The organism is Kosakonia oryzae (assembly GCF_001658025.2).
Taxonomy (GTDB): Bacteria; Pseudomonadota; Gammaproteobacteria; order Enterobacterales; family Enterobacteriaceae; genus Kosakonia; species Kosakonia oryzae.
The window spans coordinates 3953087-3975172 of the sequence record NZ_CP014007.2; the positions used below are offsets into that span (position 1 = coordinate 3953087).

24 protein-coding genes are annotated in these 22086 nt (G+C 52.9%); 11 read left to right on the plus strand and 13 right to left on the minus strand.

The genetic code is table 11. From position 1 onward, the window contains the following. Positions 1 to 36 precede the first annotated feature (36 nt). The 5 genes from AWR26_RS18805 to yjbE all read right to left on the minus strand — a co-directional run bounded on the left by AWR26_RS18805 (position 37) and on the right by yjbE (position 4578). Positions 37 to 369, minus strand: coding sequence for a helix-turn-helix domain-containing protein (locus AWR26_RS18805; protein WP_043954427.1), 333 nt, complete (start codon positions 367 to 369; stop codon positions 37 to 39). Between the two features lie 233 nt (positions 370 to 602). Then, a complete protein-coding gene (locus AWR26_RS18810) occupies positions 603 to 1055 on the minus strand; it encodes a hypothetical protein (RefSeq protein ID WP_064568059.1) in 453 nt (150 codons plus the stop codon). An 89-nt stretch (positions 1056 to 1144) separates the two neighbouring features. Then, positions 1145 to 1537, minus strand: coding sequence for a winged helix-turn-helix domain-containing protein (locus AWR26_RS18815; protein WP_167351152.1), 393 nt, complete (start codon positions 1535 to 1537; stop codon positions 1145 to 1147). A gap of 645 nt (positions 1538 to 2182) precedes the next feature. Continuing rightward, the gene (locus AWR26_RS18820) at positions 2183 to 3793 is read right to left on the minus strand and encodes a methyl-accepting chemotaxis protein (protein WP_064568065.1); all 1611 of its coding nucleotides are present in this window, start codon (positions 3791 to 3793) and stop codon (positions 2183 to 2185) included. A 581-nt stretch (positions 3794 to 4374) separates the two neighbouring features. Next, positions 4375 to 4578 (minus strand): exopolysaccharide production protein YjbE, encoded by a 204-nt coding sequence (gene yjbE, locus AWR26_RS18825; RefSeq protein WP_407658714.1) that lies wholly within the window; start codon positions 4576 to 4578, stop codon positions 4375 to 4377. 354 nt (positions 4579 to 4932) lie between these two features. On the opposite strand from yjbE, the gene AWR26_RS18830 reads away from it, so the two are divergent. From AWR26_RS18830 to AWR26_RS18850, 5 genes are all read left to right on the plus strand, one after another. Further along, positions 4933 to 5499 (plus strand): LuxR C-terminal-related transcriptional regulator, encoded by a 567-nt coding sequence (locus tag AWR26_RS18830; RefSeq protein ID WP_043954430.1) that lies wholly within the window; start codon positions 4933 to 4935, stop codon positions 5497 to 5499. Positions 5500 to 5895: 396 nt separating this feature from the next. Continuing rightward, positions 5896 to 6123 (plus strand): Hha/YmoA family nucleoid-associated regulatory protein, encoded by a 228-nt coding sequence (locus AWR26_RS18835; RefSeq protein ID WP_082934117.1) that lies wholly within the window; start codon positions 5896 to 5898, stop codon positions 6121 to 6123. A 126-nt stretch (positions 6124 to 6249) separates the two neighbouring features. Further along, a complete protein-coding gene (locus tag AWR26_RS18840; RefSeq protein ID WP_043954432.1) occupies positions 6250 to 6483 on the plus strand; it encodes a KTSC domain-containing protein in 234 nt (77 codons plus the stop codon). Between the two features lie 104 nt (positions 6484 to 6587). Next, positions 6588 to 6686 carry a YoaK family small membrane protein gene (locus AWR26_RS18845; protein ID WP_035889721.1) on the plus strand — a complete coding sequence of 33 codons (99 nt, stop codon included), beginning with the start codon at positions 6588 to 6590 and terminating at the stop codon, positions 6684 to 6686. Between the two features lie 146 nt (positions 6687 to 6832). Further along, positions 6833 to 7765: a nucleoside recognition domain-containing protein gene (locus AWR26_RS18850; protein ID WP_064568069.1), complete on the plus strand. Its 933-nt coding sequence runs from the start codon at positions 6833 to 6835 to the stop codon at positions 7763 to 7765. A 59-nt stretch (positions 7766 to 7824) separates the two neighbouring features. Here the strand turns inward: AWR26_RS18850 and AWR26_RS18855 are convergent, their stop codons facing one another. After that, complete coding sequence (locus AWR26_RS18855) at positions 7825 to 8115, minus strand: YciI family protein (protein WP_064568071.1); 291 nt, start codon at positions 8113 to 8115, stop codon at positions 7825 to 7827. Between the two features lie 128 nt (positions 8116 to 8243). On the opposite strand from AWR26_RS18855, the gene AWR26_RS18860 reads away from it, so the two are divergent. Then, positions 8244 to 9110: a LysR family transcriptional regulator gene (locus tag AWR26_RS18860; RefSeq protein ID WP_064568073.1), complete on the plus strand. Its 867-nt coding sequence runs from the start codon at positions 8244 to 8246 to the stop codon at positions 9108 to 9110. 69 nt (positions 9111 to 9179) lie between these two features. Here the strand turns inward: AWR26_RS18860 and AWR26_RS18865 are convergent, their stop codons facing one another. Genes AWR26_RS18865 through AWR26_RS18885 form a run of 5 tightly spaced genes read right to left on the minus strand, consistent with a single transcriptional unit; the run spans position 9180 to position 14469 of the window. Continuing rightward, a complete protein-coding gene (locus AWR26_RS18865) occupies positions 9180 to 10694 on the minus strand; it encodes an ABC transporter substrate-binding protein (protein WP_035889726.1) in 1515 nt (504 codons plus the stop codon). Then, positions 10675 to 11712: an ABC transporter ATP-binding protein gene (locus tag AWR26_RS18870; protein WP_064568075.1), complete on the minus strand. Its 1038-nt coding sequence runs from the start codon at positions 11710 to 11712 to the stop codon at positions 10675 to 10677. Before AWR26_RS18870 ends, AWR26_RS18865 begins: the two co-directional genes overlap by 20 nt. Then, on the minus strand, positions 11709 to 12692 hold the full coding sequence (locus AWR26_RS18875) for an ABC transporter ATP-binding protein (RefSeq protein ID WP_064568077.1): 984 nt from the start codon (positions 12690 to 12692) through the stop codon (positions 11709 to 11711). The genes AWR26_RS18870 and AWR26_RS18875 overlap by 4 nt, the downstream gene beginning before the upstream one ends. Then, positions 12689 to 13534, minus strand: coding sequence for an ABC transporter permease (locus tag AWR26_RS18880; RefSeq protein ID WP_043954440.1), 846 nt, complete (start codon positions 13532 to 13534; stop codon positions 12689 to 12691). The genes AWR26_RS18875 and AWR26_RS18880 overlap by 4 nt, the downstream gene beginning before the upstream one ends. Continuing rightward, the gene (locus AWR26_RS18885) at positions 13531 to 14469 is read right to left on the minus strand and encodes an ABC transporter permease (RefSeq protein WP_007373693.1); all 939 of its coding nucleotides are present in this window, start codon (positions 14467 to 14469) and stop codon (positions 13531 to 13533) included. Before AWR26_RS18885 ends, AWR26_RS18880 begins: the two co-directional genes overlap by 4 nt. A gap of 267 nt (positions 14470 to 14736) precedes the next feature. Here AWR26_RS18885 and AWR26_RS18890 point away from each other — a divergent pair, with 267 nt between their 5' ends. After that, positions 14737 to 15489, plus strand: a complete 753-nt coding sequence (locus AWR26_RS18890) for a LuxR family transcriptional regulator (protein ID WP_043954441.1) — start codon at positions 14737 to 14739, stop codon at positions 15487 to 15489. 84 nt (positions 15490 to 15573) lie between these two features. Continuing rightward, complete coding sequence (locus tag AWR26_RS18895) at positions 15574 to 16467, plus strand: proline iminopeptidase-family hydrolase (RefSeq protein ID WP_064568079.1); 894 nt, start codon at positions 15574 to 15576, stop codon at positions 16465 to 16467. A gap of 94 nt (positions 16468 to 16561) precedes the next feature. Here AWR26_RS18895 and AWR26_RS18900 read toward each other — a convergent pair whose 3' ends face one another. Next, positions 16562 to 17122 carry a helix-turn-helix transcriptional regulator gene (locus AWR26_RS18900; protein WP_064568081.1) on the minus strand — a complete coding sequence of 187 codons (561 nt, stop codon included), beginning with the start codon at positions 17120 to 17122 and terminating at the stop codon, positions 16562 to 16564. 801 nt (positions 17123 to 17923) lie between these two features. On the opposite strand from AWR26_RS18900, the gene AWR26_RS18905 reads away from it, so the two are divergent. The 3 genes from AWR26_RS18905 to AWR26_RS18915 all read left to right on the plus strand — a co-directional run bounded on the left by AWR26_RS18905 (position 17924) and on the right by AWR26_RS18915 (position 20820). Further along, complete coding sequence (locus tag AWR26_RS18905) at positions 17924 to 18625, plus strand: oligogalacturonate-specific porin KdgM family protein (protein ID WP_035889729.1); 702 nt, start codon at positions 17924 to 17926, stop codon at positions 18623 to 18625. 57 nt (positions 18626 to 18682) lie between these two features. Then, positions 18683 to 20392: a pectate lyase gene (locus tag AWR26_RS18910; protein ID WP_064568083.1), complete on the plus strand. Its 1710-nt coding sequence runs from the start codon at positions 18683 to 18685 to the stop codon at positions 20390 to 20392. Positions 20393 to 20622: 230 nt separating this feature from the next. Then, positions 20623 to 20820, plus strand: coding sequence for a hypothetical protein (locus tag AWR26_RS18915; protein WP_064568086.1), 198 nt, complete (start codon positions 20623 to 20625; stop codon positions 20818 to 20820). Positions 20821 to 20877: 57 nt separating this feature from the next. Here AWR26_RS18915 and AWR26_RS18920 read toward each other — a convergent pair whose 3' ends face one another. Then, a complete protein-coding gene (locus AWR26_RS18920) occupies positions 20878 to 21969 on the minus strand; it encodes an NADH:flavin oxidoreductase/NADH oxidase (protein WP_064568087.1) in 1092 nt (363 codons plus the stop codon). Between the last annotated feature and the right edge of the window lie 117 nt (positions 21970 to 22086).

Below are 22086 nucleotides of genomic sequence, written 5' to 3' on the forward strand. Positions count from 1 at the left end.
GGATGATTAACCACATATCGTGGCGTCAATTCTACGCTAGCCTTGATGGTACCGCCGCCATACGCCAGGCGGCATATGGTATTTACGGGCAAAGGTGCGGGTAAAGGTTTGCTGTGAGTCATAACCATAGCGCGTGGAAATAGTGATGATCGAATCTTCCGTGGTCAGCAACGCTTCAGCGGCGCTTTCCAGCTTCTTATTGCGGATATAAATCCCCAACGGCACCTGCATCACTTCCTGAAAAAGACGCTGTAAATGCCATTTTGAGTAACCGGCCCGCGTGGCAACATCGCGAATTCTGAGCGGACGGTCGAGGTTTTCATCGATCCACTGCTGGATCTCATGTACCACCATCTGTTGCATACCCATCGTGAAAGCCTCCTTCTTTAAGGAGCGTTCACCTTAACGCAGCCATACTGACTCAAAAGTGACGCGAAAATGATAATCCTGTCAGTTTTGTTACGCCTGCCGGGTAGTTTTTACGTCAGCTACCCTTAACTTCACCACAGTCGCTAACTTATGCCAGCAACTGTGGTTGGCTCAATCTTGCCGCTTCGTCGTAACGCGTATGATTGGGTCGTAAGAGAGCAGATACTGCTTTTTTATTTCTCCGATTCAAGATAATCAGTCAGAAAAGCCTGGGCGTTTCCTGCGGAGGAGTATGCTTTGCTGTAATATATTGGTATCGCTTTATTTTCGCCCGGCAGATTCAGTTCCCCCCACCCATTACTGTTAAAAAACAAGACGGTAAATTTTTTCCCATCAACCAGTGTGTAAACATATTTTTTTGCCCCCACATCATCCACGTTCATTACATGAATTTTTTTATTCCATGGATGATCAATATCTGTCACCTGCACAATTAATTTTTTCTCTTCCGGTTTACCATAACGCAGTGTCCACACAATGACGCCTTCAGCCCCTTCATAAGCCTTGACCCTTTCAGCCACTTCCGGTCGCACCACCTGATTTATCGTCGCCGTTTCCTCAGCGTGAACCAATCCGGGCATCGTAATCGCGACAGAGACGGCAACGGACAGTAAAAATTTTTTCATCGATAACCTCAAACCTGACATTATTAACATTAACTAAAAACAACCAATGTATTACCACCAAACCTTATCGTTATTTTATCCAACGAATATCAGCATTGATTTTCTGCATGATAAAATAAAGCTTGCACGCTGCTTGATCTAATAAAATATCCTTTTCGGGAAACCCTCAGGATAAACTCATCACTTACGCCTGATTTACTAACGTTATATTTGAGATCATTTATAACCTGCCAAACCCGCTGAGCTGACGCGCGAAGGCCGTTTCGCTCCCAGACATCAACCATCAGCATCTCATCAGAAACAACGTTGTTAACCCCATGATTAAAGAGATATTCCAGTAAGTACGACTGGGTTTTCCTCAGAGAGATAGGTTTCGCTGTACCATGAAGGCAGATGAGTTTTTTTGTTCTACAGTCATAAATCACACGCTTTTCGATAAGGAAGCCCATGACTGAAAGCGCTTTATTTTCCTCGTCTGGCATACCCCGCCTTAACATTTACCCAGATATCCGTATCGCACGACTTTATCGTCAAAATAAAAACAACGCGCCGTATATTATTCGTATGACAGATAACATTTATTCCCTGCATGTAAATATTATTAATATTCACAAAGCAGCGATCCCTGTTCAACTGCGGAGAGATAAAAACATGTTTATTTCATTAAGACAATAACAAAGCTTCAGCAACAATAACTAAAAACAATCCACTTTCGTAGAAATATTTAGCCAAATAAAAAACCGAGCCTGGAAATAAAAGACAGCCAGGCATTACGCACTATTAACATCCTGCCGATTTATTTTATTAAAACAAAAGTATTAACCTATGTTTTTATAAAATAAAAATATCAACTTCCAGGATTTTTTCCTGGGGTAAATAACAGATTGCTCGAATTTACTGCAGAAAAATAACGCTATCCAGCCAATTTTTTTGGTCACTCGCCTTTGCTGAAAATACAGGATTGACTGCCGCTTGCGGCATAATCCGCGCCATTCACCATGGTTTAATGATTACGCTATTCGAGTGCTCTCCGTCGCGGATTACATCCATCGCTATCGGGACATCCCTGTCCCTCATTCTGCGACGCCGTTGTCTGGTTTACGTGGCATCGCGTTTATTCAGAATCGTCACGTATTCACCAGCACACCGGAGGCGAGCTGCGGCGCATTTTCCCGCCGGGCATATTCGGTGCGGAAAACGCTCATCAGCGCCACCAGATTTCGGGACTGATCGCGCAAATGATCGACAGCCGAACTGGAGGCGCCCACCAGCGCGGCATTCTGCTGCGTCACCTGATCGAGTTGGGCAATCGCATCGTTCACCTGCGCAACGCCCAGCTCCTGTTCCTGGGTGGTCATGCCGATTTCGTTAATCATTTCCGCGACATGGTGTGACTGCTTAACCAGCTCGCCGATGGTGGAACCGGCATTGTTGACCAGCGTTGCACCGTGATCCACGCAATCAATACTGGCCTGAATCAGCCCTTTGATCTCTTTCGCCGCCGTGGCGGAGCGCTGCGCCAGTGAACGCACCTCCCCTGCGACCACGGCAAAACCGCGCCCGTGCTCACCGGCACGCGCCGCTTCCACCGCCGCGTTGAGCGCCAGGATATTGGTCTGGAAAGTAATACCGTCGATAACGGCAATGATTTCGCCGATTTTGCGCGAGCTCTGGCTGATCTCGTCCATGGTGCGCACAATGTTGTCGATCGCTTCTCCGCCTTTGGCGGCAATGTCGCTGGCGGCAGTGGCTTGCTGGTTGGTGACGCGCACCGTGTCGGCGTTCTGGCGAATGGTCTGGCCGATTTGCTCCATTGATGCCGCCGTCTGTTGCAGGCTGGCCGCCTGCTGCTCCGTACGCTGACTGAGATCCATACTGCCCGCCGCCACGCCGCTGGCGCCTGCCGAGATCGATTCGCTGCTCTCACGAACCTGCGCCACAATGCGGTTGAGGCTTTGACGCATCGCTTCCATCCCGGCCAGCAAGCTGTGGCGATCGCCTGCCGCCAGCGTCACCGGCATGGCCAGATTACCCTCAGCGATATCGTGTACCACTCGCAGCGCATAAGCCGGTTCACCGCCCAGTTGCCGCTTGATAAGCCGCGTGGCAAACCAGGCGATCAACACGCCAAGCAGCGTTGCCGCTGCGGCCAGTATCAGCAACAGATCGCCGGATGTGCGCGCGTCGCCGGTGCTCTCCGCCGCTGCCGTGGTCGTGCTGGCCTGCTGGCGCTGGATCATCAACGTGATTTCATTAAACAGTTGTGCCTGAACCGGTTGCAATTTATCCACCGCCATCGACTGGGAGTCGAGCATCTGGCCATTTTTCGCCATGCTCACCGTCTGGCGCACAACCGCGACGTATTGCGCCTGCGTCTGTTTAAAACGATCCAACATCTGCTGGATATCGCTGCCCTGAATATTCTGCTGTAACTGTTTGACCAGCGTGTCGATACGCTGGATTGCCGCTTCAGTGACCTTCTCTTCGGCCTCCTGTTTATCGGCGTCATCCTGGAACACCATAATAAAGGTTGCTTTGGTGGCGTTGTTTAACGTGTCCTTTAGCTCCTGCATCGCCAGCAGGTTAGTCAGGTGATATTTCTCGTAATATTCAATGTGTTTGCTGGTGCTAAGTAATTGTGTCCGCCCAAAAATCGCTACCAGGAAACTGATCACAATAATGGCGGCAAAGCCGGTGCCTAAAAGTGCACCGAGAGAGAAGGGTTTGATGACTCGCATAGTGTCCCTCGTAGTGTTTCAACGAATTCCGCAAGCTGCGTAATGGGTGCGATTTCACTATACGAAGGCTATAACCTTACGGAAAATATGAAATTACGATGGGATCACCTGATGGGACAGCGCCTTATCAGGCCTACAGGCGGGTTTATTGCGCTGCAATAAAAGAGAGAGGTCGAACAGCTCAATAATAAAGAAGAAGCTGGATGCGCTACCGCTGCCCACAGTAATACGCAGTTAGAGCATTTGTTGATGAAATGCTGGCGCCTTATTACTTATTAACGATTCACGCTCCCTGGAGGGATTCGCTTAAGGCACGGCGCAGTCAATGATGATGTTGCAGGCAATACTGCAATCATCGACTAACGGCCTTTTCGTGCGGAATAACGATCGGAGCAATCGGCTCCTTGTCAGCATGAATATCCGCTTTTCAGGGAGGACAAACAGACGGGCGAAAAATCAGGCACTGGTCGATGTTATCCGTTATGTCAGGAACTGGCTGGCGGCATTCGCCGCTATCCCGGAAGAAGGGAGTCATCCAGGCTCCCTTTTTTCTCAGGCAACACGTACGGTCTTAATTCACCTCACTTCGACGGTGTGGTGGTGGTAGTAGTGGTGGTAGAGGTTGACGTGTTACTGCCGTTGTCCCCACCGCCCATTGCCAACAATGCCAGCCCGGTAACGGCGGCAACGCCCGCAACCCCTACCCACGCCGAATTGCCAATAGCACTGTCTGAAGCATTACTTCCCGCGGCAGAGCCTTCGGCTACAGGAGCTGCGTGTGCCAATCCAGAAATAATAAAACTAACGACCAAAATAATGCGATGTAAATGCGTCATGTCCAACCCTCATATTTTATTGGGAGCTTTCGCACTTTAAATCGCCATCACAAAATAAGATCGCAAATTAAGACATTCCTCGACAATATGGAAACAATTGGGAGATTCCTCAGTTCTATTTAATTATCTAAACGAAGCGGCAACATCTTGCATAAAACAAAAATAAGAATATCCTCAGTTAACAACTTTTTGGCAGTATGATACAGATCAAACTAGAAAGAGAAGAAGGATCGAAAGCAAAACCATTTTTTTACTCGCCAATGTTTTTACACACAGTTTCATACGATCCGGGAGGATGTTAATATGGGAAGAAATATAGATATCGTATTGTTCAAAATTAATTGCTCTTATACCAAAAAAGGTATAATTCAATTAGTGAAAGAAATTCGAAATTGCAGTGAAATACACATTGCCATTAATTTTAGTGCGCCTTTTTCCAACCGAGGGATGCTGGTTGTGACTAAAGGTCATTTTTCGCCGTTTACCCTGGTACATACACCTATAATTGTGATCCCCGATAAAATACAAGTGGATGTTTTAGCAGACATTTTAACTGAATTTATAAATGGACGAGTAAGTAGCCATGTAAAAACCATTCGACTAGGCCGTCGGGAAATCGCCATATTGAAGGGCATGATCTTCGAAAAGAGCGACGACGAAATATCTAACCTACTGAGTATCAACAAGAAAACGGTTTCATCCCATAAAGACAACATTAAGAAGAAAATCTCAGCCAACTCCAGAATTGATATTTTTTACGCCTTCAGTATTTTTCCATTCAAAGATAGTGGACTGGCAGAAAACGAGGAAGAAATAATGCCTTTCCCCCAGCAAAAAACGCCAAATCGTAGATTGGTGGCCTACGGCTGATTATTACCAGAAGTTAAAATAAAAACCTGATACTCGCAACGTAAACCATAATAATTAAGTATAAAAAAACATCCTCTGTACCTGTTTACGTTCGAAACGGACAGCGTAAAAGCATAATAGTAGTGAGATTATCGTCGGTGATATTTTTTGGTATTGCCGACGTTTCTGGCACGAACCACTTTTAAATGCTTATAGAATGAAAAAGCGATTATAACCAGCAGCACACCAATCACAGTCAGTTCGATGATGATCATTTTGTGTACTCGCAAAGAGAGGATGCTTTATTTACTGATGAACAAGGTTACACGTCAATAGCTGACACAGAAAATAAGACTGGCCTCACTACAGACATTATTTTGAAAACATTTATTCATTTAAAAACAAGAGAAAATTACTATGCCTACTAACCTTTGTAGTATGACCGCCATGCGCCACTATTATCTGCGTATTTTACGCCGTTATTCCTCGCTCAATGCGGTCGAAGAAATTTATGAACTTCGGCGCCAAAAACTAACCGGAATTGAACTGGAAGCGCTGATCAGTGCCAGCGATCATCGCCGCGCCGAACTTGTTCATCACTGCCGCTGGCTGAAAGTCCCGGCCAGCGCATGGCGCAATGTGTAGGTCACTGAGCGTCATTCATTCACCTCGACTATACGAAAAGAGTCTTGCATCAGTGGTAAATATTCTTAGCCGCCTGCCGATAGCTTAAAAGCCTTTTGTGACATTGACGTTGAGCAGGACAAAAAAATGAAAAGACATCCCCTTTCTTGCAGGGCGCTAAAGGCGGCAGGCTATGACCCGAACTCCAGTGTGCTGGAGCTTGAGCACAGTAATGGCCGCGTAGAGCAGTATCTCGGCGTACCGCCGAAAGTCTGGCAGGGTTTTTTGATGAGTCAGCAACAGGAAGCGTACTTCCGCGAAAATATTGCCCATAGCTACTTAAAAATCACCGTCGAGCAGGCGAATCGCAGCCGCTTTTAGTCTGTAACACGGTCATTTTTTAGTGTTTTTGTGTTAACGTTGTCTCCCCGCGCAGACGACGCGGTTTCCTGTTGACTAAGGCTTTTGACAACGTAAGAGGGTATATGAGAATTGGTATTGCCTTTCCGGTGCTGGTTTTTATTGTAGCGGTCGCTTTCCTTGCCTGGTTTATCCTCGGCGGCTACGCCAACCCAGGTTCCTGACGTCTTTTCCCCTCCGATTTATGCCGACGGCGCATCGCCAGGCCGTATTCGCTTACAGAAAATAAGTAAAACCAATGGAATGAATGAGCCTGCCGTTCCGTTAGCGGGTGTAAACTACCGGGCAAGTACGTTTACCGGAGTGGTTCATGAATATCATTGAAATCATCATGTCGGCGGGCAAGGTTTCCGTGGATGTTGCGCTGTATACCTTGCTGCCGATCATGGTGGTGATGCTTATCATAATGAAGTATCTGGAGGAAAAAGGGGTTCTGGATGGCATTGTTCGTCTCACCTCCCCGGTATTAAAGCCTTTTGGTATCAGCGGAATGGGGATTTTCGCCCTGATTCAGCTTAATTTTGTCAGCTTTGCCGCACCGCTCGCCGCGCTGGCTATTATGGAGCGCCGCGGCACCTCCGATCGCCATCTTGCCGCCACGCTCGCCATGTTGTTCGCCATGGGCCAGGCGAATGTGTTTTATCCTCTGACTCCGTTCGGCCTGCACTGGGGCATAGCGATTGTGATTTCGCTGATTGGTGGCCTTGCTGCTTCAACGCTGACCTGGTACGTCACGGGACGCAGGCTCTCTTCTGCCAGCCTGCGCGATGAAGAGGGAGAGCTGAATAAAGATAAACCGCGCGCGAGTTTGATTTCGGTGATTAACGGCGCGGGCGCCGATGCGATTCGCCTGTCGCTGGGATCGCTGCCGATGCTGTTGTTATCGCTGACGGTGGTGGGCTTACTGAAAGCGGCAGGCGTGGTAGAAGCGCTGACGTCGCTGTTAACGCCGATGCTGGAATTCTTCCATATTTCCACGGTATATGTGCTGCTGACGCTGACCAAATGCCTGGCGGGCGGAACGGCCTATTTTGGCGTGGCCTCGGAGATGGTGCAGCACGGTCAACTGACGGCGCAGCAGATCAACGCCTCGGCGGGCTTCCTGGTGCAAACCCTCGATTTACCGGGGATCGGGATTTTCCTCGGTATCGCCAGCCGCTTTGTCCACCTGTTCCGCTTTGTACTGCCCGGCGCGATTGTCGGCATTCTGGTCCGCACGCTGTTACATGTAATGGTGTTTTAACGCGGGAAAAGCACAAGGGCACGATTTGTGCCCTGCTGAGTTTGTTGCCACGCTAAGCGCTATTTTCCCAGCGCGGCGGCCATTGCGGCGCTGCATTTCATCGGCTCGAATTCTACAACCTCGTAATCGGCCACGCCTTCACGGTAAAAGGGATCTTCTTGCAGCAGCGCATCCAGCGCCGGGCGGGCCAGCGCGCGGGTTAAAATCACGCCGCCACTGCGCGGGTTCGTTGGCCCGGCCGCCAGAAAATAGTTCTCTTTAAAGCACGCGTCGAGATACGTGCGGTGCGCCTCAACAAAGCGATCGACCTCGCTTAACGGCTTTTTATATTTCAACGTTACGATAAACATGCGCAAACTCCTCTCTATAAATAGATAATTATCAACATGTTACGGTGCAGTATTCATGAGAGTTATATTGCGGTTAAATAGCCGTTCAGGCTATTGCCATTTTTAACCGAGTTGAGACCGGATTTGTTGTGGACATCAAACTGCTGCGATCGTTTACCGTTGTTGCCCGGCTTGAGCATATCGGCCAGGCGGCTGAAAGGCTGAATATCTCATCATCCCCGCTGAGCCGACAAATTCAGATGCTGGAAGATGAATTAGGCGTCACGCTGTTTCATCGCGAGAAAAAACGCCTCCATCTGACCACTGAAGGGGAAAAATTTCTCGACGAAGTGGGGCCTTTTCTTCAGCACTATAATCGGCTGAAAGATCACGCCAGACATCTGGGCCAGGCCAACGCCGGACGTATCGATATCGGCTATGTCGAAGCGGCGATTCACTCACGCCTGCTGCCCGACGCGCTGGCAAAATTAGCGCTGCCGCCAGATATCGATATCAAGCTGCATTCGATGCGTTCAAAGCAACAGCTTGAGCAGCTACAGGCCCGGTTAATTGATGTGGCGTTCTTATATACGCTGCCGCCGTCAAGCGACGCGCAGTTTTGCCAGAAAATCGTTCTTACCGAGCCGGTGCTGCTGGCGATGCCGAAAGAGATGGCCCTCCCCGCGCCTACGCCCGCGCAGCTTGAGCAGTATCCCTGGATAGCCGAGCAGGAAAACCTGAACCCGGCAGCACGCGCGCAGTTACTTCGGGCCTGTCAGGAAAAAGGCTTCACCCCGCGCATCAGCCTCGAAGTTTCCGGCCCGCTGGCCGCGCTCTCTTGTGTCGAAGCGGGACTGGGATTCACCTTTATTCAGCAAAGCCTGGCGCGCATTGCGTCGGAGAAGGTGGCATTAGTGGCTTTGCCATGGCTACCGCTGGAGATCACGCTACACCTGGTGTGGAGAAAAAACGAAACAAAGCCGCTGGTGCGACGTCTCCTGGCGGCTTTCGATTAGCGCCGCTCACCGGGACTGGCGCGGATTCACTCCCCCAGGCCCGGTAAGCGTACGCCATCAGGCAAAACGTTATTTCTTCACCGTATCTTCGAGGAAAAAGCGACCGAGCGGATTCTGATAGAAACCTTCGATATTTTTCCGGCTCACATTGCGGTACGGGCTGTAGTAGAGGTCGATCCAGTTCACATCGGCTTTGGCCATTTTTTGCAGATCGATATACATCTGTTCGCGTTTTTTCGGATCCATTTCCACGCGAGCCGCAGCGACCAGCGCTTTCACCTTGTCATTCTTATAACGCGTCATGTAGTTCATGTTCGCATCGTGGCCCAGCACAAAGGTGGTTTTCTGATCCGGGTCGAGAATATCGTTGGTCCAGTACATCACCGAAATATCGTATTCGCCCGCCACCAGCATGTCCCAGCTCTGGCTGGGGTCAACTTTTTGTAGGTTCACCTTCACACCCGCTTTCGCCAGTTGCTGTTGCAGCAGAATGGCGATCTGCTCATCCACTTCATCCCCGGCGTTAACCACATAATTCAGCGTTAAATCGGAGGCGCCGGCGGCTTTCAGCATCTGTTTGGCTTTTTCCGGATCGTAGGCGCGGCGCAGGTTATCGCTGTAGTGATACAGCGCGCCAGCCGGAATATAGGAGTTCGCCACCTGGCCGTAGCCAAAGGTCACGGTCTTCACAATCGCATCTTTGTCGATGGCGAAGTCCAGCGCCTGGCGCACTTCCACTTTACCGAGCGCACCGTGCGAGTGGTTGATCAACAGATGATCTTCACGGGTTGATGGATCCAGCTCCACCTTCAGATTGCTGTCTTTTTGCAGTGATGCAATGCGCGAGAACGGCACCGTCAGCGCGGCATCCAGCTCACCGGCCTGCACTTTCAGCATGCGGGTGTTGTCATCGGGAATAGTCAGCCAGTCCACTTCGTCGAGGCTGACGTTCTTCGCCTGCCAGAAGTTCGGGTTCTTCACCAGCACGATTTTCTCGCCGCGCACCCACTCTTTCACGCTAAACGCGCCAGAACCGACCGGTTTTTCGGCAAACGTCTCTGCTCCTTCGTCCTTCAGCGCTTTTTCCGAGATCACCGACGCATTCGGCAATGCCAGTTGTGACAGGAACGGCGCAGACGGCGATTTCAGCGTGACGACCAGCGTGCGCGCATCCGGCGCTTCGGCTTTGTCGATAATGCTGTACGAATCGCGCCACAATGAACCGGCATCATCACGAATACGCAGCAGGCTGAACGCGGCATCGCTGGCGCTCACCGGCGTACCGTCGGAGAATTTAGTGTCGCGAATTTTAAAGGTATAGACCTTGCCGTCCGGTGAAATGCTCCAGCTTTCCGCCACGCCCGGCTCCAGTTTGGTGCCGGTTTTATCCACCCGCACCAGCGGATCAAAGACGTTGGAAAACACCCAGTTGTCGGCGTTTTGCGCCGATTTGATCGGGTCGAACGTGGTGCTGTCTTCGCGACGGCCAATGGTTAATACGCCTGCCGCCTGCGCCATTTCGCTGACCACACTGAGCGCCAGAAAAACGCTGGCCGCCAACAACTTAACATGCCTGTGCTTCATCAAAAGATCTCCTGGTTAAAGGAAAAACAGTCTCATCACCTGTATGGGTCAACACACAGGAATATGCGTGATCGGCAATCTGCCGGGTTGGAGGTAACGCGCCGGTACGACACTGCACCTGCGCATAGGGGCAGCGCGGATGGAAAGCGCAACCCTGTGGAATGGATAACGGGCTGGGCGGTTCACCGCCGAGCGGCTCCGCAGGCAGCGGTTTATCGGGATCGATTTCCGGGATCGCCGCCACCAGCGCGGCGGTATAAGGATGGCGCGGCTGCGTGAACACCGCTTCGGACGGGCCTTCTTCGACAATGCGCCCGAGGTACATCACCGCCACGCGATCGCACAGGCGGCGCACAATCGCCAGATCGTGCGCGATAAACAAAATCGCCAGCCCCATCTTTTCGCGCAGTTCCATCAGCAGGTTGACGATCTGCCCCTGAATGGAGACATCCAGCGCCGCCACGCACTCATCCGCCACAATCAAGCGGGGTTCGATCGCCAGCGCGCGCGCAATTCCGGCACGCTGGCACTGCCCGCCGCTAAGCTGGCCGGGGAGGGCCTTCGCTTGCTCCGGGCGCAGCCCGACTAACGTCAGCAATTCAGCCACTCGCGCATTCACACCGCTGCGCGGCACTTTCTGATGCACGCGCAGTACTTCCGCAATGCTGTCGCCGATGGTCTGGCGCGGATTAAGTGAGGCGAAAGGATCCTGGAAAATCATCGCCGTTTGTAGGCGCAACCGCGCCACGTCACTCTTCAGCCCATGAGTAATGCGGTGACCATCGAAGCGCACCTCGCCCGCCGTCACCCGCTCCAGCTGCAATAACGCCCGTCCCAGCGTGCTTTTGCCGCTGCCGGATTCGCCCACCAGGCCGAGGGTTTCCCCGGCGTGAATTTTCAGTGTGACATCATTAACGGCGTGCACCACCCGCCTGGCGCCTGGCAGGCCGCCGGAAACCGGAAAGGTCACGCTGACATTGTCCGCCTCTAACAGGGGCCAGTTTGCTGATGTCGTCATGCGCCCTCCCGCAGGCTAAGTGGTTGTAATGCGTGATGACAGGCCGCCGCATGCGCCAGCGTGTCGCGTCCCTGCCGCAGCGCAGGCTGTTGCTGACAAGCCGCGCTGGCGTACTGGCAACGAGGATGAAAGCGGCAACCGGCCGGGAAGTTATCTGCCACCGGCGGCTGGCCGCTGATAGTCACCAGACGCCCCTGCCCGCCTTCGCTGGCCGGCTGGCAATCGATTAATCCACGGGTGTAAGGATGCAGCGGCTGCGCCAGCACATCGCGCTTGCCGCCCACTTCGCACAGCCGCCCGCCGTACATGACGGCGATGCGATCGCAGGTTTGCGCCACCACGCCGAGATCGTGGGTGATCATGATCACCGCCAGCCCCAGTTGCTGACGCAAGTCGCTGAGCAGACGCAGGATCTGCATCTGCACGGTGACATCCAGCGCGGTGGTTGGCTCGTCGGCAATCAGCAGCGACGGCTCCGGTGCCAGCGCCACGGCGATCATCGCGCGCTGGCGCATGCCGCCGGAAAATTCATGCGGATAGTTATGAACGCGGTTTTGCGGATCGGGAATACCCACCTGGCGCAGCAGTTCTTTAGCATCTTCCCGCGCCTGCGCGCGGCTGGCGCCGAAATGACGGCGACGGCTTTCGGCAATTTGCTCGCCAATGGTCATCACCGGGTTGAGGTGGCTGGCCGGGTTCTGGAAAATCATCCCCATTTCGCGACCGCGCACCGCCGACATTTGCGCTTCGCTGAGCGCCAGTAAATCACGGCCACCCAGCCGCACTTCGCCGCCGGTAATGGCTAACCCCTGGCCGGGCAACAGCCGCATCAACGCGCGGCAGGTCACGGTTTTCCCGGAGCCGCTCTCGCCGACCAGGCCGAGCATCTCTCCGGCACTCAACGTAAATGAGACCTTATCGACCAGCGCGATATCCGGCTCGCGGGTAATGGTCAGTTCTGAGACGGTCAGCAGGGTCATACGCGCGCTCCCAGTTTATCGCCGAGGCCATCGGCCAGTAGGCTAAAGCCCATCGCCAGCAGCACAATCGCCAGCCCCGGAAAGGTGGTTATCCACCACGCGGTGGTGATAAAGCTCTGCCCCTCCGCCACCATCACGCCCCACTCCGCCGTGGGCGGCTGCACGCCCAGCCCAAGATAGCTGACCGCCGCGCCGTTCAGCAGCACCAGCACGCAGTCGGACATGGAGAACACCAGCGCGCCAGTAATGGCGTTTGGCAACAGATGGCGGAACAGGATGCGCGCGTGGCCGTAGCCAAGGCTGCGTGCCGCAACAATAAAATCCCGCTGTTTTAACGTCAGTACCTGCGCCCGCACCAGTCGGGCGTAAGAGACCCAGCCAACCATCGCCATCGCAATATAGAAGCTGCCCAGTCCCGGCCCGAGGATGGCGATGATCGCCAGCATCAGTACCAGAAAAGGAAACGCCAGCACGATGTCGATCAATCGCATAATGGCCGCATCTACCACGCCGCCGAGATAGCCGGACAGCGCGCCGAGCGTGGTGCCGAGCAAAAACGGGAAGATAACCCCCAACAGGCAGATTTGCAGATCCACCCGCGCGCCCCACAGCACGCGCGAGAAGATATCGCGACCAAAGTTATCGGTACCGAACAGATGCGCGCCGCCAGGGGGAAGCAGGCTTGATGTGGCATCCTGCGTAATGGGATCAAACGGTGCCAACCACGGAACAAACAGGGCGATAAACAGCCACAGACCAACAATCACTATCCCGGCGCGCAGCGCATGCTGGCGTGGGATCGCCCGGCGGCGTAACCCGGAAATCACGCTGAGAGCACTCATAATTTCACCCTCGGATCCAGCGCCACGGTCAGCACATCGGCCAGCAGGTTGACGACCACGGTCGCCAACGCAAACACCATCACCACGCCCTGCACCACCATGTAGTCGCGGCTAAAAATCGCTTTCACCAGCAACTGGCCCAGCCCCGGAATGGCGAACACGCTCTCAATCACTACCGTGCTGCCAATCAGCCAGCCAATATTCACCGCCAGCAGGTTTAGCGTCGGCACCAGTGAGTTGGGCAGCACATGACGCCAGAAGATACGGTTTTCGCGCTGACCTCGCGCCCTGGCCGCTACCACGTAATCACTGCTCATCTCCATCAGCAGGCTGGCGCGCAGGTTGCGAATCAATACCGCCGACAATGCCAGCGCGACCGTCAGACACGGCAGCACCATATGGTGCAGTTGGTCGGCAAAATCGCTGCCGTAACCGGAGACCGGGAACCAACCGAGCACCACGCTAAAAATGATGATCATCATGATGCCGAGCCAGAACGCCGGAAACCCTAACCCGGCGGTGGTGAACAGACGGATCAGTTGATCCGCCGCCCGCCCGCGCTGCCGCGCCGCCAGCGAGGCCAGCGGAACGGTGAGGATCACCGCCAGCAGCACGCTGCCCAGCACCAGCCACAATGTCGGTTCGAGCCGCGAGTTAATCAGCTTCAGGGTATCGACGCGGTAGACAATCGATTTGCCCAGCTCCCCCTGCAATAAATTGCGCAGGAAGTAGCCGTACTGCACCCATAACGGTTCATCGAGACCAAACTGCGCACGGATACGCGCCAGCGCCTCTGGCGTACTGCGCACGCCGAGCAGAATGCGCGCCGGATCGCCGGGGATCGCCCGTACCATCGCGAAGGTGATGATGCTGATCCCAAGCAGTACGGGCAGCAATTGCAAGGGTCGAAATAACAGAAAACGGTAACGATGCATCAGCGAACTCCCATGGTGCATACGGTGGTAAAAGTTAAAAAATCGCTCCACCGTAGTGCAGCCCTGCGTCATAAATTTGCGCCCGGTCAGCCTTAGCGGGCGTTTTCTTTACGCTAACGGCATCACTCAGGGCTGGGTAGTTAGCAAAAATACTAGTTTTACCTTTCTCGCAGGACGGCACCGGAATTGCATGCTTTGGCGAAGCCATGGGGAAATTGCACAAACCGTGCCCGTGGCATGGCACCGTTTACCTTGGGGGAGTTCATTATGCGCATTGATATCGAAAGCCCTGGTGCAACCAACGCCACCAGGCTTGCAGAGGCTTTTGCCGGGCTGTTTGCCCGGACGCAGGCGTTGGGTTTTGATGCGGTAATTTACGACTACACGCCGGTGCCGCGTTCGCTGGAAGGTGCGCTGATTACGCCATCGCTGCTGGAGATGCGCAATGTGCCGGATGATATGCGCAGGCTGTGGTGCGAGCGTGGCTACTATCAGGTCGATCCGGTTCAACATTTTGCGCTGGAGAGTTGCGCGCCGTTTGTCTGGTCTTATCAACGCCCGGATCGCAGCGCATTGCAGGGGCGACTGGATGAGAACGCGCAAGAAGTGACGCACTACATGCGCGATAACAATATGCCCTGCGGCGCCACCGTGCCGCTGCATCTGCCCAATGGCGGTTTTGTCACGCTAACCGGCATTGTGACCGACCAGCGGGAAGAGCGGGATATCAGCGAAACGCTGGCGCAATTAACCTTTCTGGCGCACCGCTTTCAGGAGTCGGCGTTTCCGCTGTTTGACGCCTCAATGCTTACCTGTCGCCATGTCAAACTGAGTAACCGCGAGCGTGAATGTCTGGCGTGGTCCGCCGAAGGGCTGACGGCGAAAGAGATTGCCCGCAAGCTGCACCGCTCAGTTGCGACTGTTACGCTGCATCTGAACACGGCGGCGAAAAAGCTCGGTGCGACCAACCGCGTGCAGGCTGTTGTCCGGGCGTTGCATTACCGTTTGCTGGACAGTTAAGAACTAGCATTTTTGCTAGTGTTCAGCGTAAGCAGTGACGTTCTAACCTGAAAGCCAGTTCACTTAACAGGGTAAACGTCACTCATGTACACCATTCGAGAAGGCTATGTCCCCTTCCGGGGATATCAGACCTGGTTTCGCATCTGCGGCGATCTGCACAACGGCCAGACGCCGTTGGTGGTTGCGCACGGTGGCCCCGGCTGCACTCACGATTATGTCGATGCGTTCAAAGATATCGCCGAAACCGGGCGCGCCGTGATCCACTACGATCAATTGGGTAACGGACGTTCCACCCATCTGCCGGAGAAAAGCCCCGATTTCTGGCAGCCTTCGCTATTTCTCGACGAACTGAATCATCTGCTGCAGGCGCTGGAGATTGCCGACAACTACGCGCTGTTGGGGCAATCGTGGGGTGGAATGCTGGCGGCAGAACATGCAGTCACTCAGCCGCAAGGGTTGAAAGCGATGATTATCGCCAACTCACCGGCTTCAATGGCGCTGTGGCTGGAAGGCGCGGCGAAACTGCGCGCGCAGCTTCCGCCTGACGTGCAGCAGACGCTGCTGGCGCACGAAGCGGCAGGCACATTGGATAGCGCGGAATACAAAGCGGCCAGCCAGGTGTTTTACCAGCGCCACGTCTGCCGTCTCGATCCCTGGCCGCCGGAAGTTCAGCGCACCTTTGATGCGATGGATGCCGATCCGACGGTGTACCACGCAATGAACGGCCCAACAGAATTCCACGTGATCGGCAGCATGAAAGAGTGGACGATTATCGACCGTCTGCCACAGGTGCGCGTACCGACATTACTGATTTCCGGGCGCTATGACGAAGCCACACCAGAAGTGGTGCAACCGTTTATGGATCATATTACCGGCGCACAATGGGTGATTTTCGAATCCTCCAGCCATATGCCCCATGTCGAAGAGCGGTCGTTGTGCATGCAGACCGTCAGTGATTTTTTGGCGAAAACCTGTTGATTCTCAGCCCACACCAGGTGGATTGTGTTTGTGGTTTTTAAGCGCCGGCGAGGCGCTTTTTTTGTGCCTGCCTGCGGGCGAGCAACACCAGGCATTAACGGCACATCTCGGGTGCGCTACCGATACGCATCGCTGAATAGAGCGAACAGAGCGCCTGCAAGCTCTTGGTGCCGGTACGTTTCATCAGGCTGTTGCGCTGCACGCTAACGGTGGTCGGGCTGACGCCGCGTATCCGCGCGATATCCTCCACTGAATGCCCGCGCAGCAGCAAGCGCATAATTTGCTGCTCGGCGCTGGTGAACTTAAAGGCGCCATGAATATAGCCGGGCTGCTGGTTTTGCTGACAAAGCAGGATCATCACTTCCAGTGCCTGGCGCAGCTCATGTACGTGAACATCTTCTGCAAGGCAGAGTTTCACCAGCCCAGGGAAAAGTAGCGTCAGTGAATCGAAATGGCGTTCAGAGGAGATGAAAATAGAGTAATGCGGCGGCGGGCTGGAGAAAAACAGTGAATACATTTCCACGATATCCATTCCCGCGGTCACATATATTGCGGCGCCACCGCTGCGAAAACGGCTGCCTTTTTCTCTGCTCAGTTGCCTGAGTATTTTCTCAATACCGTAGATGAAAAGGCGATCCTTTCCATAGATTGTCATAGCAGCTCCAGAGGATAATTTTTATATTTTCCGCTCCGTTAACGGAGGCATGTTTTTTCCTGAGTGTTGGGGATACGTTAAGGCAGATCAAGCCTGGCTGACTGTCTTGTTTAGCTTTCGTTTAGGTTGTTGATGACATCCCGTCTGGTTCTGCATTCCGCACTCTCCCTGTTGCGCTCAGTGTATTGCATTTTTCGTCAAATGTTCGCAATTTATTCCAGGAATAAATTTATTAACTTATTTATTTTCGATAGTAAATCAACAATACATCTCTTTATTTATCATCTCACTTAGAAAACTTATCTTGTTGTTTATAAATGACTTATTATAAATAAGAATATCTTTAATTCCATCATTTTAATAATTTACAGTCTGTATTTAAATGTTCGATCTCAGTCTCAAAACATCATTTCAAATTGTGTAAAAGTGCGTTCCATATGATTAAGTGAGATATGAAAACAACAAGATTAATGCACCCAATTAATCCTGATAATTTGGTTGATAACGTATTCTGTGTGGTGAATCCCCCTCAGCGGCGGGGTCATGCTGATATGAGGTTATCCTCAATGATGTTTCATTTTTATGGGCGAACTGGAGAGATCGGCCTCCAGTTCACCGGGAGGCACCCGGCACCACACACCACATTACCGGCACAGTGATTATATTCGTCATAATTATTATGCCTGCTAATTATATCAATTTTTATCAGAAGGGATTGCCACATTCCCTCTGAATTAAAACTATCTGCAATTTTTTGCGGAGAACCTTCTGTACCTTTGGGTTAAAATAATAGGGGATATTATGTTGCGCACGTTGTTATTAACTACCATACCGTTGTTCAGTATTGCGGCTCATGCGGTGACTTTTGATTATCGTCATGAAATAAATGACAGTGGCGGTAATAACCACAAAGATCGTTTATTAATGTCGCACCGCTTTGCAAATGGTTTTGGTTTATCGCTGGAAGGCAAATGGAAAGGCTCACAAAATAAAGACAAGGCGTATCACGAAACCGTCAGTAATGGTACGGAAGTGGTTGCCAGTTATGTTTATAAAATTAATCCGACCTTCCAGATTGAACCGGGTTTTTCACTGGACAGCAGTTCAACCTCGAACAACTATCGCCCGTATCTGCGCGGCAAGGTCAACTTCTCCAGTGATGTCGGAGCTACGCTGCGCTACCGCCCTTACTTTAAGCGCAACTCCAACAACATCGGCACCACAAAAGACACTAGCGAAAACGGCTACAACCTGACGGCTGTTATTTCGTGGAAACTGTTTAATGATTATCAGCTCGACTACGAACTGGATTATAAACACGCGACGTCCGCTGGCGTGCTGATTGCCGATAATGAAAATTACGACTGGACGCATGATGTGAAATTAACCTACAAATTTGATAAAAACTGGTCGCCGTATGTTGCGATTGGTAATGTATCCGGCAGTAAATATACGGATGAACGTCAAACTCGTTATCGCGTCGGTGTGAAATATAATTTCTGATAACCCGGATATAAATAAGGATTTCGGCAGAAATCCTTATTTTTAAAGAGGCGAATAATGAAACTGTCAAAAATAACGCTGGCATTAACGATGTTGAGTACCTTCTCCTGCGCGGCCATTGCGCAGGAAAGCGCGCGCCTGAGCAGCGTCAAAGCCTTTGCCGACACGGTGATGACGAAGGCCGCCGCACAAAATCAGCCTAACGTGCCGTTACTGGCCGATGGCGTGGATCCGCGTACCGGCAAACAGATGGAATGGATCTTCCCCGATGGGAAAACCGCAGTGCTGTCGAATTTTTCCGCGCAGCAGAACCTGATGCGCGTGCTGGTTGGGTTAAGTAATCTGAGCGGCGATGCAAAATACAAAAAACTGGCCGAAGAGAACGTTCGTTACTATTTCCGCCATTACCAGGACAAGAGCGGGCTACTGCTGTGGGGCGGACACCGCTTTATCGATCTCAACACGCTGCAACCGGAAGGGCCAAGCGAGAAAGAGATGGTCCACGAACTGAAGAACGCCTACCCCTACTATGATTTAATGTTTACCGTCGATAAACCGGCGACCGAACGTTTTATCCGCGCGTTCTGGAATGCACATGTTTACGACTGGAAGATCCTGGAAACCAGCCGCCACGGGGAATACGGCAAAGCAATGGGCAAACTGTGGAACAGCGAGTTTGAACAACAGCCGCCGTTCTTTGCCACCAAAGGCCTGAGCTTTCTCAACGCGGGAAATGATCTGATCTACTCCGCCTCGCTGCTCTATCAACACGATGGTGACAAAGGCGCGCTCACCTGGGCAAAACGGCTGGCGGAACAGTATGTTCTGCCACGCGATAAAAAGACCGGGTTAGGCGTTTATCAGTTTACCCAGGCGTTAAAACGCGCCGAAACCAGCGACGACAGCGATACCAACTCAAAATATGGCGACCGCGCGCAGCGCCAGTTTGGCCCGGAGTTTGGCGCGGATGCACTGGAAGGCAATATGATGCTGAAAGGCCGTACCAGTACGCTCTATTCGGAAAACGCGCTGATGCAACTGGCGCTGGCGAAATCTCTCGGACACGACGGGGATGACATCAAAAAATGGACGCTGGATGGCCTGAAAGCTTTCGCCAAATATGCCTATGACGCGAACAGCAACACCTTCCGTCCAATGCTGGCAAACGGCAGCGATTTGTCGGGTTATACCCTGAAACGTGACGGCTACTACGGTAAAAAAGGCACCGTGCTGAAGCCTTATCCGGCAGGCAATGAATTCCTGCTCTCTTACGCCCGCGCCTGGACGCTGGAACCGGATACAGAGATATGGAAAGTGGCGCGCGGGATTGCCCGTAGCCAGGGGTTGGGTGATATCGGCGAACCCGGCGGCAAAAACCACAAACTGGCTCTCAACACGCAAAACAGCGAGCCGTACGCCATCTTTGCGCTGATCGATCTGGCGCAGGCAACCGGCGATAAAAGCTACCTCACGCTGGCGGATAAAGTGGCGGACAACATTATTGCCCACAAACGGCTGAACGGCTTTTTCGTCGATGATCAGCAGCATATCTACGCCAATATCGACAGTATCGCTCCTTATGCCTTGCTGGCGCTGGAAGCGGCGATGCGCGGTAAACCGGATGCGGTGGCTCCGTTCCTTAATGGCGCAGGGTTTACCGAAGGCGCATATCGGCTGGATGATGGTACGGTGCGTTACTCCACGCGCGACGACGAGTTGTTCAAACTCAAGCCGGGCGAGCAGTTAAAACCTAACGGTAAGAAGTGATTGAAAGTCCTCTCAATGCCAGCCAGTGAGAGGCCATGTTGTTGATTTTTTTCCCCCTGAACAACCCGATAATAACCTGCACAATCCTGCCGCAAGCGCTGCGAAAAAGGGAAACAGATCTCTGGCGCATAGCGGCCATATCCTGCTGATCGCGTGGCACTTTAGGAAAATGACGGAAATATATCCCTGTGCTAGATTTTTCCTATCCTAATAATCAGGAGGAGTGGAGCATGAAATTCAATGATGAACAGACGGGACTCATTGGATTAGCCATTGGTGCAGCAGTAATTGGACTGGTTTCGGAACGGAAGGCGATTAACCGCGACAACATTATTCAGGAGATCGAACGGCAAGGCAGAAGCCGGGGTGATGGGGTTGAAGATGAGGTTTTTTTGCAAGCAGCGGAGCTGGTACGCAAAGGCGTTTAGCTCCGCTTAATGCTTTCAGACAGGCGAGCCTGCTGCGGTCCGGCTCGCCTGAATGGATTATTTTACCGTGCCTTTCACGCCGTGCGGCTCTGCACGACGATACTGCGGCGCAACATGCACCGCGCCGTGCAACGCAGCGGCGGCATGCCACGGCCAGCGTGGATCGTAGAGCGCACCGCGCGCCAGCGCAATCAGGTCCGCATCTCCCTGTTGCAGAATCTCTTCCGCATGCTGAGGCTCCGTAATCAGCCCAACGGCGATCACCGGCATACTGGTCTGCTGACGCAGCGCTTTGGCGAAGGGCACCTGATATCCGGCGCTCACTTTAATGCTCTGCAACGGCGACAGCCCGCCGCTGGAAACGTGAACATAATCGCCGCCCGCCGCTTCGATTTTCTTCGTCAGTACGATGGATTGCTCCAGATCCCAGCCGCCTTCTATCCAGTCGGTGGCGGAAATACGGATGCCAACCGCCACCGATGACGGCACAGCTTCACGCACTGCGCTGAAGACTTCCAGCGGGAAGCGCAGACGGTTTTCGAGGCTACCGCCGTACTCGTCGGTACGCTGGTTGGAGAGCGGCGACAGGAACTGATGCAGCAGATAACCGTGAGCGGCATGAAGTTCGATCACCTCAATACCCAGCGCCACGGCGCGACGCGCGCTGTCGACAAAGCGCTGTTTGACGCGTTGCAGATCGTGTTGGCTCATTTCACGCGGCGGGCGTTCGCCCGGATCGTGCGGCACGGGCGAAGCGGAGATCGTTTGCCAGCCACCCTCTTCCAGGCTGAGCTGTTTGCCGCCCAGCCACGGCGCGCTGACGGAGGCTTTACGTCCCGCGTGACCCAACTGGATGCCCACTTTTATCGGTGAATAGTGGCGAATATCCTCCAGCACCACGCGCAGCGCCTGCTGTGTCTCATCATCCCACAAGCCCAGATCCTGCGGCGAGATACGCCCTTCCGGCTCTACGGCGGTGGCTTCAATAATCAGCAACCCGGCACCGGAAAGCGCCAGGTTGCCCAAATGTATGCGGTGCCAGGCGGTCGCTTTCCCCGCCTCGGCGGAATACTGGCACATCGGAGCGATAACAATGCGGTTATCCAGCGCAACGCTGCCCACGTTTGCTTGCGTAAATAATTTGCTCATTTCTTCTCCTTAATTCCGGCTCAGGTCCATGACTTTCCGCCTGCCGTGCGCGATTGTCTTTGGCGGAACGTGCCGTTTGCTGGCTTTTGTTTTTCATAAAATAATGAAATATTTCAA